Annotated in this window: 16 protein-coding genes; 5 read left to right on the plus strand and 11 right to left on the minus strand. The window is 35.6% G+C overall.

From position 1 onward, the window contains the following. Window positions 1–60: 60 nt before the first annotated feature. The 7 genes from lepB to BLV40_RS20630 all read right to left on the minus strand — a co-directional run bounded on the left by lepB (window position 61) and on the right by BLV40_RS20630 (window position 7,658). Window positions 61–624, minus strand: coding sequence for a signal peptidase I (lepB, locus tag BLV40_RS20595; protein ID WP_026590501.1), 564 nt, complete (start codon window positions 622–624; stop codon window positions 61–63). A 57-nt stretch (window positions 625–681) separates the two neighbouring features. Next, on the minus strand, window positions 682–1,275 hold the full coding sequence (locus BLV40_RS20600) for a TVP38/TMEM64 family protein (protein ID WP_026590502.1): 594 nt from the start codon (window positions 1,273–1,275) through the stop codon (window positions 682–684). A 224-nt stretch (window positions 1,276–1,499) separates the two neighbouring features. Next, the gene (locus BLV40_RS20605; RefSeq protein WP_090693418.1) at window positions 1,500–2,087 is read right to left on the minus strand and encodes a competence protein ComK; all 588 of its coding nucleotides are present in this window, start codon (window positions 2,085–2,087) and stop codon (window positions 1,500–1,502) included. 963 nt (window positions 2,088–3,050) lie between these two features. Continuing rightward, entirely contained in the window at window positions 3,051–3,254 is a 204-nt protein-coding gene (locus BLV40_RS20615) for a cold-shock protein (RefSeq protein ID WP_003195857.1), read from the minus strand. Window positions 3,255–3,629: 375 nt separating this feature from the next. After that, entirely contained in the window at window positions 3,630–4,907 is a 1,278-nt protein-coding gene (gene aceA, locus BLV40_RS20620) for an isocitrate lyase (RefSeq protein ID WP_026590505.1), read from the minus strand. A 22-nt stretch (window positions 4,908–4,929) separates the two neighbouring features. After that, complete coding sequence (gene aceB, locus BLV40_RS20625; protein ID WP_026590506.1) at window positions 4,930–6,519, minus strand: malate synthase A; 1,590 nt, start codon at window positions 6,517–6,519, stop codon at window positions 4,930–4,932. Window positions 6,520–6,779: 260 nt separating this feature from the next. After that, window positions 6,780–7,658 carry a DMT family transporter gene (locus BLV40_RS20630; protein WP_090693548.1) on the minus strand — a complete coding sequence of 293 codons (879 nt, stop codon included), beginning with the start codon at window positions 7,656–7,658 and terminating at the stop codon, window positions 6,780–6,782. A 561-nt stretch (window positions 7,659–8,219) separates the two neighbouring features. Between BLV40_RS20630 and BLV40_RS20635 the strand changes: the two genes are divergently transcribed. From BLV40_RS20635 to BLV40_RS20645, 3 genes are read left to right on the plus strand one after another with little or no spacing between them, the layout of a single operon-like run. Beyond that, window positions 8,220–8,561, plus strand: a complete 342-nt coding sequence (locus BLV40_RS20635) for a PadR family transcriptional regulator (RefSeq protein ID WP_026590508.1) — start codon at window positions 8,220–8,222, stop codon at window positions 8,559–8,561. After that, complete coding sequence (locus BLV40_RS20640) at window positions 8,554–9,036, plus strand: hypothetical protein (protein WP_026590509.1); 483 nt, start codon at window positions 8,554–8,556, stop codon at window positions 9,034–9,036. The genes BLV40_RS20635 and BLV40_RS20640 overlap by 8 nt, the downstream gene beginning before the upstream one ends. Further along, window positions 9,033–9,560 carry a permease gene (locus BLV40_RS20645; protein WP_139265588.1) on the plus strand — a complete coding sequence of 176 codons (528 nt, stop codon included), beginning with the start codon at window positions 9,033–9,035 and terminating at the stop codon, window positions 9,558–9,560. The genes BLV40_RS20640 and BLV40_RS20645 overlap by 4 nt, the downstream gene beginning before the upstream one ends. Window positions 9,561–9,652: 92 nt before the next feature. On the opposite strand, the gene BLV40_RS20650 is transcribed toward BLV40_RS20645, so the two are convergent. Further along, complete coding sequence (locus BLV40_RS20650; protein WP_090693427.1) at window positions 9,653–10,915, minus strand: M48 family metallopeptidase; 1,263 nt, start codon at window positions 10,913–10,915, stop codon at window positions 9,653–9,655. A gap of 158 nt (window positions 10,916–11,073) precedes the next feature. On the opposite strand from BLV40_RS20650, the gene BLV40_RS20655 reads away from it, so the two are divergent. Then, window positions 11,074–11,658: an SCO family protein gene (locus tag BLV40_RS20655; protein ID WP_026590517.1), complete on the plus strand. Its 585-nt coding sequence runs from the start codon at window positions 11,074–11,076 to the stop codon at window positions 11,656–11,658. A gap of 71 nt (window positions 11,659–11,729) precedes the next feature. On the opposite strand, the gene BLV40_RS20660 is transcribed toward BLV40_RS20655, so the two are convergent. The 3 genes from BLV40_RS20660 to BLV40_RS20670 form a co-directional block, all read right to left on the minus strand. Beyond that, window positions 11,730–11,915 carry a hypothetical protein gene (locus tag BLV40_RS20660; protein ID WP_090693431.1) on the minus strand — a complete coding sequence of 62 codons (186 nt, stop codon included), beginning with the start codon at window positions 11,913–11,915 and terminating at the stop codon, window positions 11,730–11,732. Window positions 11,916–11,927: 12 nt separating this feature from the next. Continuing rightward, on the minus strand, window positions 11,928–12,227 hold the full coding sequence (locus BLV40_RS20665) for a hypothetical protein (RefSeq protein ID WP_026590519.1): 300 nt from the start codon (window positions 12,225–12,227) through the stop codon (window positions 11,928–11,930). A gap of 154 nt (window positions 12,228–12,381) precedes the next feature. Beyond that, complete coding sequence (locus BLV40_RS20670) at window positions 12,382–13,209, minus strand: CPBP family intramembrane glutamic endopeptidase (RefSeq protein WP_026590520.1); 828 nt, start codon at window positions 13,207–13,209, stop codon at window positions 12,382–12,384. A gap of 141 nt (window positions 13,210–13,350) precedes the next feature. Between BLV40_RS20670 and BLV40_RS20675 the strand changes: the two genes are divergently transcribed. Beyond that, on the plus strand, window positions 13,351–14,055 hold the full coding sequence (locus tag BLV40_RS20675; RefSeq protein WP_026590521.1) for a response regulator transcription factor: 705 nt from the start codon (window positions 13,351–13,353) through the stop codon (window positions 14,053–14,055). Window positions 14,056–14,063 lie beyond the last annotated feature (8 nt).

A 14,063-nucleotide genomic window follows, 5' to 3' on the forward strand; every position in this document is an offset into this window, starting at 1 on the left:
CAAAAAAAGACAAACACCCTTTGTTTGTCTTTCACATTCCTTTCTTATAAAAACTTTCCATTACCCCTTTGAAAAGTTCGTTTGTACTTCTTTAATTGGCCAATAGCGTAAATCTACTTTCCCGACCACAGTATCTGCTTTCACAAAGCCAAAATGTCTACTATCCCAGCTGCCGAGACGATTATCACCAATTACAAAAATATGCCCCTTTGGAACGACCTTTTCTCTCGTTAATTCTTCTAATTTAAAGTCACCCGTCAGCTGTCTTCCTTCCGCTTGCCTCTTATATGTTTCTAAATAAGGCTCATCAATAAATTGACCGTTTATATACAATTTGTCATGCTTATACTCGATGTGATCTCCTGGTAAACCGATAATTCGCTTTACATAGTCTTCTTTTTTATTCGCATGAAACACGACAACATCAAATCGGTTTAAATCCCCAACTTGATAGCTAACCTTATTCACAACAAGCATGTTCCCATCTTGAAGTGTCGGCATCATTGACTTCCCCTCTACAACATACGTGGAAAAGAAAAACGTTCGAAAAAAAACTGCCAATAGCACACCTATAAAGATTGTTCTCATCCATTCTAGGCCTTCTTTTTTCAAAGCACGCTTCATCTGCCTCTCCCCTCACCCTTCTCTATAATAGAGCCTTACTCACAGCGAAGACTAGTCTCAATGTAGTTCAAGTTTTACTTCAATTTTCTTACCGACATACCATAAAGTAAAAATGACACCTATGACAATAATTGTTTTTACAGGCTTATGGATAAAAGAAGTTAAATCAGATCCGATATAACTTAAAATAAAAATCATAACTAATTTTCCAAGCGCTAACGCTAACACAAACTGTCTTATACTAATGCGGGATAAACCGGCCACAACATTAATCAGTGCAGACGGCGTAAAAGGAAAACAAAATAAGATAAAAATAGGTGCAAATCCTTTCCTTTCAATCCATCCCATCGCTTTGCGTACTTTCGGATGTTTATTCACAAACGAGAAGAATCGACTCCTTCCAAAACGTCGAATAACCGAAAATACAATTAATGCACCAAGAACCGACCCAATCCATGAATACAAAAAACCAAACCATAACCCGAAGGCAACTGCATTCGCCATCACAAACACAATAAGTGGCAATGCCGGGATCAGTGCCTCCACCATCGGCAGGCCAATACCAAGGAGCGGCCCAAATGCCCGATAACTTTCTACAAGTTGATTCATATTTTCCGCAGAAAAATACTCTTTGATTGTTTGAAAATCCATTCTACAAATTACCCCTTTACTATATTCCTACCTCTACTTTATCATCGCTTATTGTAAAGAGGAAATGGTAGATACGACATATGGAGATGTATTTATTAAAGTTCCATAGTTTTATGTAAAAATCCTTCATTATTATTGTATGATAATCTATCAATATTTGACAGGATACTACATATTGAGAAATAAAAAAGGATGGTTGTCCCATCCTTTCTGCTTATCAGTCATTATTCATTTATGTCCTCTTCTTTCACAAGATACGCTTGTTCATATGCAGGCTTTAATTTAGATTCATCTTCTTTATCCACTTGCTTAAAATGAAGCTTTCCTTGTTTATTCTTACGATCCTCGTACTCTGTTCGCAGCTTTGCAGTTCGATTTTGCTGATTCTCAAAACTGCTCCTTGACATTTCTAGTTTCACTGCGAAACCGTTAATGAATCGAATAATTAAGTTACCATCTGCTAACTCTTTATTGTTTGCAATGTGAAAATGAGACAACCAGGCACATTCTTTTCTAGAATAAGAATACGTAGGAAAAAAGTAAAGCTGATCTGTTGGGCTAATTGCAATGGGTGCTTTATGCGTAATCTTTGTTAACTCTTTTGTACCGTCTTTTCTGCCTAAAAAACTAGATCCGTTCTTACGGCAACTACGCTCTACAATATCAAGAGGCTTTTGAAACATGAAAAAAGAGTCTTCTACTTCAACCACTCGCGTTACAATACGTTTTTCACCTAAAATAATCGGAAGTAAGGCCATAGTATTCTTGTTTACGACATAACTTTCAACATAGCGTTCTGCTTGTTCCCCCATCCTACACTCTCTCCTTCATCATTTTTTTACAATTTATAACAGCAGCTGCATGGATAATTGTAGCACTTAAAAAAACAAAACTGTTTACATTTTCAAATATTTTACATTTTCTTATAAAACTTTAAAGTTTCATAATATTCCTTCATATAAATATCTATATGAAATCTTCATATTTCTCTACCATAAAAGATGTATCGTTATAGAAAAATAAACTTTTTCCTTTTTGAAATATTTGTAACATAGAAAGTGTATAATTCGTTCAACATACATACTTTCATAAATTATGTATCCGACATATATACTTACATTCATTTCATGCACCTTTTTTCGTATATTTCATATTGTAAACATGAAAAGGTGTGTGTAGTGGTTGCTTTTAATTCATATAAAACAGCACTTACTAATCATTGAACTCCCCCACCTTCACTCCGTTTAGAGTAGGAAGGCTTCTCGGTTAAAATGATAAATATTCTACCTACAAATTTCATATTAAGGAGAATCATAAATGAATATAGTTTGGAATAGAATGCATACTCCTCATTTGATATATCACCCTGGATATAGCAGCTTTCCAGTTTCCTATACCTATCATATAAAACCGATTTACTTTCAATATTCTCCACCAGCTTCTACTTCTCACCATTACCCGCTACATCCAGTTTATCCGACACATTCCACACAGCATTCATATCCCGGTAATAACATATATAAAACTCCCTTTTTTAAACATTTTAATCATATAGTGAAGGCACAAACGTGGGAAAGTTAAGAAATTAGAAAGCAAATTTACTACGTTTCTATGTCCCATGTCTCGGGATATGAAACAAGAAGGCTAGCAGGAAATCAACAGAATTTCTCTCACACGAAGTATTTTTTATCCATATAAAAAAGAAGAAGCTGTCTCCAAAAGGTCATTCAAAACGACCTTTTGGGACAGCTTCTTTCTTATCACATACTATAAAATTATAGTTTTACAACGTTTTTAGCTTGAGGTCCGCGGTTGCCATCTTCGATTTCGAAGCTAACTTTTTCGCCTTCTTCTAAAGATTTGAAACCTTCAGTTGTGATTGCAGAGAAGTGAACGAATACGTCGTTTCCGCCTGGAACTTCGATGAAACCGAAACCTTTTTCATTGTTAAACCATTTTACTTGTCCTGTTACTGTCATAATTATTTCCTCCTAAGAAAATAGAAATTTTTTTAGTTTTCATACATAAAAAAAGAATCCACACATTATCAAATACGAAACATAAAACAGTTCTCACATACTTTTTCTCGTTCGTTTTCAGCACTTGATAATATATGGATTGCTTGATTTAGTTATTCAACTAGATTCATCATAGCATACTTAAAATAGAATGTACAATATTTTTCAGGAATATTTTTTCTAATTTTTGGTATCCCTCATGAATGAAGCAATTATCATAAGTTTTACTTCATATAAAGTGAAACTTTCTTACTCCATCGCTGATAAACAACTTTCAGCCCTTAATATACATCCAAAATAAAAGCGGGTGCCCTTAAAGGACAACCGCTTTCACACTTATTTCGTAAACTGCGCCTCTTCTGTAGATCCTTTCAGCGCTGTTGTAGAAGATGTTCCGCCTGTAATCACTTGCGCTACTTCATCAAAGTAACCCGTTCCAACTTCACGTTGATGGCGCGTTGCAGAGTAACCGTGCTCTTCTGCCGCAAACTCTGCTTGTTGCAGTTCAGAATATGCTGCCATGCCGCGCTCTTTATAACCACGTGCGAGTTCAAACATACCGTAGTTTAGCGCATGGAATCCTGCTAGTGTTACGAATTGGAACTTGTATCCGTATGAAGCAATTTCTTTTTGGAAGGTTGCAATTGTTTTTTCATCTAGTTTTTGTTTCCAGTTAAAAGATGGTGAGCAGTTATACGCTAGTAATTTCCCTGGATATTTCTCATGAATCGCTTCTGCAAAACGCTTCGCATCTTCTAAATTCGGTTCAGATGTTTCACACCAAACAAGATCTGCATATGGCGCATACGCTAAACCGCGCGCAATTGCTTGATCAAGTCCTGCTTTTGTACGGTAGAAACCTTCTGGTGTTCTTTCTCCTGTAATAAATTCTTGATCAACTGGATCAATATCACTCGTAATTAAATCAGCAGCGTCTGCATCTGTTCTTGCTACAATAATTGTCGGCACACCCATTACATCCGCAGCAAGTCTAGCAGAAATTAAATTACGCACCGCTGTTTGCGTTGGTAGTAATACTTTTCCGCCTAAATGTCCGCATTTCTTTTCTGAAGATAACTGGTCTTCAAAGTGTACGCCGGATGCACCTGCCTCAATCATACCTTTCATTAATTCAAACACGTTTAATTGCCCGCCAAATCCCGCTTCAGCATCCGCCACGATCGGTACAAAATAATCTGTATCACCGCTACCTTCCATATGCTGAATTTGATCCGCACGTTGCAGCGTTTGATTAATCCGTTTTACAACAGCCGGTACACTGTTCGCTGGATATAAACTTTGGTCTGGATACATGTGCCCGGATAAATTGGCATCCGCTGCCACTTGCCAACCGCTTAAATAAATTGCTTTTAATCCTGCTTTCACCTGCTGCATCGCTTGGTTTCCTGTTAACGCACCGAGCGCATTAATATAGTCTTCTGTATGAAGCGATTGCCAAAGTTTCTCCGCCCCGCGGTGTGCTAATGTATGTTCAATATCAATTGACCCGCGAAGACGAATTACATCCTCAGCAGAATATGGACGCGTTACCCCTTTCCAACGTTCGTTTAACTCCCAGCTTTCTTGTAATTTTTGTACTCTTTCGTTTGTCATCTCTTCCATCCCCTTTTCTTTTTTATAAAATTTCATAACCCGGTAATGTTAAAAATGTTTCAAATTCATCATTACGCACCAAATTAGTAAAAAGCTTTGTTGCTTCTACGAATCTACCTTTCTCAAATGCCTCTTTGCCAATCTCCTGTTCTATTTTCGTTAGTTCTTCCGCCTTGAACTCTTCTACTAAAGCAAATGTAATCTTTCGTCCGTCATTTAGCTTTCCGCCTTCATGACGAATCCATTGCCACACTTGCGCCCTTGAAATTTCTGCCGTTGCTGCATCTTCCATTAAATTATAAATCGGTGCTGCCCCGCGGCCGCTTAACCAAGATGCAATATATTGAATACCGACGCTAATATTCATACGAAGCCCTTCTTCTGTAATCGTTCCCACTGGTACTTCTAACAAATCCTTTTCTGTTACATAAATTTCTTCACGTTTTCTAAAAATTTGATTCGGCGTTTTCATAACGTGATTAAACACTTCCATCGCAACCGGTACAAGTCCCGGATGGGCAACCCAAGTCCCATCATGGCCGTCTAAAGCCTCACGTTCTTTATCCATGCGAACCTTTTCAAAAGCAACCTCATTTGCTTCCGGATTATTTTTAATCGGAATTTGTGCTGCCATGCCGCCAATTGCTGGTGCATTCCGGCGATGGCACGTTTGAATTACTTTTAAAGAATACGCACGCATAAACGGAGCCGTCATCGTAACTTGCGCCCTATCTGGAAGTAGAAATTCATTATGATTACGAAAGCTTTTTAAGAAACTAAAAATATAATCCCATCGCCCGCAATTAAGCCCCGCTGAGTGATCACGGAGTTCATATAAAATTTCATCCATTTCAAAAGAAGCGTGGATTGTTTCTAATAACACTGTTGCTTTAATTGTTCCATTTGGAATCCCAATATATTTCTGCGCAAAAATAAACACATCATTCCACAATCGTGCTTCTAAATAGCTCTCCATTTTCGGTAAGTAAAAATATGGCCCGCTTCCTTTTTCTAATAACGTTTTTGCATTATGGAAAAAGTACAAACCAAAGTCAACAAGACTACCTGACATCTTTTCTCCATCAACTAGCATATGTTTTTCTTCTAAATGCCAGCCTCGCGGACGCACAATAAGGACAGCGGTTTTATCACCTAAACGATATTCCTTACCACTAGGATTCTTATATGAAATCGTTCCCTTCACTGCATCTCTTAAATTAATTTGACCATCCATCGCATTATGCCACGTTGGCGAATTAGAATCTTCAAAGTCTGCCATAAAGAGATGTGCACCCGAATTTAAAGCATTAATCACCATCTTACGATCTACTGGACCTGTAATCTCCACACGACGATCTTCTAAATCTTTTGGAAGCGGAGCAATCGTCCAATCTCCAGCACGTATATGTGCTGTTTCTGGTAAAAAACTTGGAAACTCCCCTGCATCAATCCTTTTTTGTTTTTCCACACGTTTTTGTAACAACTCTTTACGGCGTGTATTAAAATTCTCATGCAGCTCTTTCAAAAAAGTGAGCGCTTCCGGTGTCAAAATTTCTCCATACGCCGGTAATACTTCTAGAGCGAGTGTAACCCGTGAAGTTTGCGTCGACATATTAGCATCTCCCTCTTCAACTGTTTTATAACAGATTTGATTTTATGTTTTATATTATATAACAAATTTTCGAAAAAGGAAGATTTTTTTGAAAATTTATCCTTTTTTCCATAACATCCATCTATTCAAAACCCGCACTTTTCTTACTAGTAAATGAGGTATCATCGTATTTTGCGGCATATTTAAAGCTCTCATCTGTTACCCTTTACTAAAACAAAACGAGCGTGATTGTTATATAACAATCACGCTCGTTTTGTTGATTATGCTTTACTTTCACTTCCACTTTCTTCTAATACTACTGTCTTTGTTTTGGATTTTTGAAAAGTAAGTACCATTCCAGCAAAAATGAGGATAATCCCTACTGTCTGCATGATAGTCGGGCGAAATCCTGTAAATACTGTGTCTAATAGAATTGCTACACCCGGATCCAAAAAGACTAATACAGAAATGAGTCTTGTTGGTAAATCTCGTAAGCTATCAAAGAATAAATAGTAAACAAAACCAGTATGGATCAGTCCTGTTGCGGTAATCGCAATCCAGTTACTCTCTGTTAACCCTTGAAACGCTCCAAAGTCTACAAATGGTAGTAATAGAAATATCCCTAAAAAAGTTTGTAAAAATGTCATCGCATACGCACTGGTTTGTTTAATCCCTTTCCCTAACAAGGTGGTAAATGCATAAAATAATGCCGCAAGAAGTGCCCAAACCATCCCTGAAGACATCAGCTTTTCTATAGATACACTTCCATCTATACCCGCGACTAACACAGTGCCTACAAAACAAATCAAAATCGAAATAATAGACAGTACTGTTAATCTTTCCTTAAACACAACACTCCCAATCATTAATACGATAATGGGCGCAAGATGGTATACAGAAATGGCAATCGTCACTGACATAACTTCAAAAGCTTTAAATAAGAATACCCAGTTAAAAACAAGAAATACACCGCAAGCTAGTATTTGCAGCACTTCTTTTTTATTCCACTTTTCTTCTTTAAATTGACCTGTCGCAATCCAGCATAATGTTAAGAAGATCGTGGCACAAATGCAACGAACAAACACCAATTCAAATGAAGGTAAATTTGTTTTCACTGAGAAAAATCCGATGGAACCGAAAATAGACATTGATACTATCATTTTTATTGCTGGTAATGATTTTGCTTGAAATAGTACATTTGTAGCACTTTTTTGAAACAATAAAAACAACCCCCATTAATCTGAAACACACATTCACATGCGGAATTTCATAATCTTCTAAATTTTAAACCTACACGTAAGTCGTTTCTTATGAAGTAGCATTGGCAATACGTATTCCTCTTACCATATACAATATCATTTTGCCAAATATAGCAACAATGGAAATAATAGAAATACTCGTTTTCCCTGTTATAGCTACCTTTATATTTTACCATATTTTACATGAAGATACTTTTTTCTAACAATCTATTTTGATTTTCTAATATACACATCACGGTCCTGCAAACAAAAAAGTTCTTTTCTCTATTATTTCGTGCAGCATAAGGCGTCTACAGCACATGGACAGAGCCTGTTGTAGATTTAGAATTGACATGAAGTTAGATTAAAGTTAAACTGTCAGTAACATATTACTGTTAACGACAGTATAATGTTATTAACAGTGTATTGCTGTTATGATAACAAAACTATTTTTAACATTTCATTAAGGAGGTTAGATGTTTTATGAAACACACAGGAAGACATACAGGTGCATTTCTTTTGCTGTTTTTAACAGAGGGAGATAGTTATGGAGGGAAACTTCTGCAGAAATGTGAGGAAGAGCTTCCCATCAATCCAATTGATAGTGCCATCATATATCGTACACTCAAAAAACTAGAGGTAGAAGGTGCTGTTGAGTCTTATTTGGATACATCTGATCAAGATAAGCCGATAAAAATGTACAAAATTACTACAGTTGGAAAAGAAAAATTAGACGATTTTCAAATAGATATTGAAGAAAAAATTAAAAACTTATCATTTTTCTTAGACAAATATAAAGACTGGAAAGAATCGAATCATGATTAATGGCGCTCTCCTTTACTCTTTAGCCATTATTCTTGTCAGTATTTCTTTTGTAAAGGATCGAAGTAAAACAAAAGAGGCTCTATTAAAGTCATGGAAAATGTTTCGTAATCTAATACCTTCCATGCTATCAATTATGCTTTTCGTTGGACTATCACTATCTATATTAACACCTTCCTTCATTTCTTCTATCATTGGAGAAAAATCTGGGTTCATCGGTATTATTTATTCAGCAATAATTGGCTCCGTTGCACTCATTCCAAGCTTTATTGTGTTTCCTCTTGGAAATACATTAGTCCAAAATGGTGCTGGCCTTCCTCAAGTTGCGGCATTAATGTCTACATTAATGTCAGTAGGAATCACAACTTTACCGATGGAACAAAAAATATTTGGGCGAAGTTTTGCTTATTCTCGTAATGCATCTGCATTGTTAATGTCTCTCCTATTCTCGTATATTATTTGGGTGGTGATGGGATGAATGAATTAAGAAGATATCGTTTCTTTTTCATTTTACTACTCGGGCTCACTATATTGACTTTTATAAACCAATCGCTCGGATGGAGTGCATTTCAATTAACAGGAAAAAGCATTTTAGATATGCTTTTTCTACTGCCTCCTGTTTTAATATTCGTAGGGTTGCTTGACCAGTGGGTGAAGAAAGAAACATTAATTAAATATATGGGGAAAAAGTCTGGTATCTATGGCATCTTGTTTTCCCTATTATTAGGAGGAATTGCAGCCGGTCCCCTCTATGTTGCTTTTCCAATCGCAGCGCTTTTATTAAAAAAAGGAGCGAGCATACGATACATTGTATTTTTTCTAGGAGTCTGGACAACTGCAAAGTTACCAGTTATGGTGTATGAATTTGCTTCATTTGGAGCTAAATTTACACTCATTCACATTTGTTTTGGTCTATTATTTTTCTATTTAATGGGTATTATTTATGAGAAGTTTTATGACCAACGACAATTGTTGAAATATGATATAACAAAAGAAATATAGATCTTGAGGAACGATTTTTTAATTCTCCCATCCTAGCCCCTTTTGAGTTTGATCAAAAAAACTTTATAAAGGAGCAGCGTCCCCGCTGCTCCTCATTTTCTTTCTTTCTCATACTGTTCAAACGCATGAATTCTTTCAAAAATTGGCGGATGTGTATACAAGAAAAACTTCACTAACGCCGGTGGATTCACTTGACTTAAACTTGTTTTCGATAAATACTGGAACGTCTTCACACCGGACTTTCCATCCTTTGTCATATCTAAAGCATACTGATCTGCCGCCCGTTCTTCTATACGTGATACATAGTTTGATAGTGGGCTTACTGCAAAAGATAACACAGAGGAAATAAGAAAAAATAATGGGATAATCGATAAACACGCCATCCTTGATAGGCGCAATGTATCACCCCATTTTCTGAGGCACATATTGATAATACGGCTAATTAAATACATCCCTACAAACGTCAACACAATATAACTCGCCACACCCCAATATATATGTTTCATCACGTAATGTCCCATTTCATGCGCCATAATAAATAAAATCTCTTTATCTTTTAACTGCTGGAGCGTTGTATTCCACAATACAATTCGAGAATTCAATCCAATGCCTGTTACATATGCGTTTAACGCGTTCGTTTTTTCAGACATGTTCACTTCATATACATGATTGGCTGGAATATCTGCCTGATCAGCGAGTGATAAAATTTTCTCCTCTAACTCTTTATTTTGTAATGTGGAAAAATCATTGTATAACGGATCAATTACAACGGGCTGTACAAATGTTAAAAAAATTGTAAATGGTACAGATAACGCCCATCCCGCTAACCACCACCGCTTCGGAAATTTATGAATCAGCCCTAAAAGGACAGAGACGGCGAGAAACATCATAATATAATTTACCCAAAAATCAATCACATGATCTTTTATCCAGCTCGCTGTGGATTGCGTTGAAATACCGTAATCAATTGAGATTTGATGCCCCATCCATTGCAGAGGTAATGCAAGAGCGGTTGTAAGCAATGATAAATAAAAGAGATAGATAGCAACTTGAATAACTCGTACTTTCGTCGTTTCTTTTGACCATTTTTCAAAGCGATTTGATATACCTAAAACAAGGACGAACAATAAAACAATCCATTCAAGGGGCGTTGCTAAAAAAAAGAGTAAATTTTTCACACGCGAATAATCTTGGCTTAATGTAAGTTCCTTTGCGTCCATAAATGTCTGTGGATCAGCACTCGTTCCTTTATACATATCTGGAATAATTTCATGATTCCATCCAAATAAATACCAATATATAAATAATGCAAAACCAACGTACAAAAAAAGTGACCACTTCACAACCTTCTTCACGGTATCTCCTCCTCTATGCTGCCTGTCTCTTATTATTGTAAGTTCGTTCCTTCTAAAATAGAACAAGCTAATACATCGAATTGTCATGCAATTTTCAATCCCTCCTCATGAATTTTTGGATTTTTCTTATAAAATAAAACTGGAAGGGAGAGAGAAAAATGAAAAAAATTTATATTACGTTTACATTAAGTTTAGTCATCGTAATCGGAATTGGAATTTACTATTTTACAGATTATCGTAAAGCTTCTGCTGAAATACCAAGTGGAATCGTTATGGAGGATGTAAATGGTACAACGCTATCTTTTGATCAATTACCAAAAAAGCTTAAACTTGTAGAATTTATATACACAAAATGCCCTGATATTTGTCCTGTTACTACATACAAAATGAAACATTTACGAGACGAATTAGAGAAAGAGAAACTGTTTGGAACAAAGGTTGAATTTATAACAATTACCATTGATCCTAAGTTCGACACAAAAGAAGTATTAACTACATATTCCAATACATTTGAAATGAAAAAAACAAAAGGATGGCACTTACTACGTGGTGATGAAGATGAAACAAAAAAACTAGCAGACACATTTAACTTTCAGTACCGCGATCCCGGAAGCGGACTCTATATTCATACTTCTAACTCCTATCTACTCGATGAAAATGATCGTTTAATTGAAGTGTTTGGTATGGGAGAACGTGGGTTTAACAGTAACAAAGTACTTGAGAAAATTAAAAATGCATTATAAAACCTCTTCATCATTCGAAGAGGTTTTTCACACATATTATTCTATATAAACTATGCTGCAAAAATTAAATACTATCTCTCTGTATGTTTCTTCGGCTCATATGTTGGAATAAGAAATGCACTCCCAATCCAACAAATAAGGCCGAAACCACTTAGATATTTCCCATATTCATAATCGTTTACATACACTTTCCCTACAATAATTAAGATAAATCCAAGTAAAACAACTGCATAGCCAACTTGTTTTTTCGACAACATAACTCAACATCCTTATTGAAAAATATTAATGAAAAAATTTAAGTCCCGAAAAGAAATGGAGCTATATTTCATAATTCCTTGTACAGCTAGAAGTATTATAAGACCAAGCACGCATATATAATTAATTCCATCTTCACTTCTTTTCTCAACTACAATTCCGCCCCCAATGCATAGTAGGCCTAGAAGATGAAGTGCTAAATAGACAAAAAAGTATGCTTCCTCCCAGCGAAACCCTACATTCACTGTCGTAATCACAATTAAACTCACCATGATCACATAAAACAATTTATTTGATCGAATCGTTTCATTCATAGAATCATATTCATTCCTTTCTATATAAATCTTGTTTGATTTTCCAGCATATAAATCACTCCTATGCATGGACGGATGCTCTCTCCGTTCTAAGAAAGGAGGCATCACTTTTTCAATTCTTTATATTCTGATTATTTAACGGATAATACGTTTCCTATAACTCTCTCATTTTATTTGTATATACTACCGGCACCTCTTTATTTATATAACGGCGATTCATGAACAAAAAGATGAGTACAAAATTTAATCCAATGATAAAAATAATAAGTCCTGTAAAAAATGGAGTTTGATTAGAAAAATCCGCAAAGCTTATCATTTCTTCCTTGCTGAACATAAAAGATGTAATAAGTACAATTGCATTATTTAACATATGAATACTAATCGGCATCAGTAAGCTTTTCGTACGAATGTATACAATTGATAGTACAATACTAAATATAACCGCACTGAGGAAATCAATGTGAAAACATCCGAAAAGAATCGCTACAATAACCATCGCTTTTCCCGTTCCCCATTTCGCCGCAAAGCGCTGAAATAGAAATCCCCTAAATATAAATTCACATACAATAGGAGCTACTAGTACGATTATGATAAATTGATAAATGTATCCCCCCGCACTCCCTATAATCGGTTCATGTAATATATTTATAATATAATCTGGTGTAATCCATACAAAGCTATACATATACAATACAAGATATCCATAACTAAAAAGGCATAGCATTCCCGTAATCATTAAAACTTGTAAAAGATTAAATGATTCTCTTCTATTCACAAATAAAGTAAATGGAACACGATGGCGCTTACATTGACAGCATAGCCAAAGTGATGGAATGATGTAGAGTACAAGTATGCTTACAAAAGAAGAAATTGATATATGAAATGTATTCTCTAGCAATTGTTTACTAACACGTTCAATCAAAACAAGTAGTGTAAATACAATTAAAAAATATCTGGCTCGCATCGCACAAAACGGATTCACAACCCTCTCCTCCCCTATGTTACATTTATCATATCATTCGAATCTTATTTTTAAGCAAAGAAAACCTTAAATTTTCCTTAAAAATTCCATAACTTACAAGAAAATGTTATGATATTCGATGAAAATAGGGGGCGATTCAAATTGTATACTGCAAATATTTTACTTGTTGATGATGAAACGGCTATTTTACAACTATTAACTACTATTCTACAAAAAGAAGGATTTTCTCATATTACAACTGCTACATCTGCAGAAGAAGCTTTACTATTCGTAGAACAAAATCGTTATGATTTAATGATTCTAGACGTCATGCTTCCTGGACAATCTGGTTTTGACATTTGTCCAATCATTCGCCAAAAAACAGATTGCCCAATTTTCTTCCTAACAGCAAAATCATCTGATTTAGATAAAGTATCTGGCTTCTTATATGGAGCAGACGACTATATTACAAAACCATTCAATCCACTAGAAGTTGTCGCTCGTATGAAAGCGCAACTTCGAAGACACATGAAACAAATATCACAACCTACGAAAGAAACACACTTTATTTCATTTGGAAGATTTCAAGTCGATAAACATGCAGCCGAATTACAAGTAGACGGAAAGGTTGTTGAATGTTCAGCTCAGCTCTTTCAACTACTACTTTTTTTCTGTGAACATCCGAATTACGTATTTTCAAAAGAAGAAATATACGAAAAAGTATGGGGGGCACCCGCCTATAATGGAGATGACAACACAGTTATGGTTCATATTCGAAAACTACGTGAAAAAATTGAGCTTGATCCAAGTAACCCACAATACATAAAAACCGTTCGCGGACTTGGCTATAAATTCATCGCAAAGTAGGTACCAAC

The sequence above is a fragment of the Bacillus sp. 166amftsu genome (assembly GCF_900107445.1).
GTDB classification, from domain to species: Bacteria; Bacillota; Bacilli; order Bacillales; family Bacillaceae_G; genus Bacillus_A; species Bacillus_A arachidis.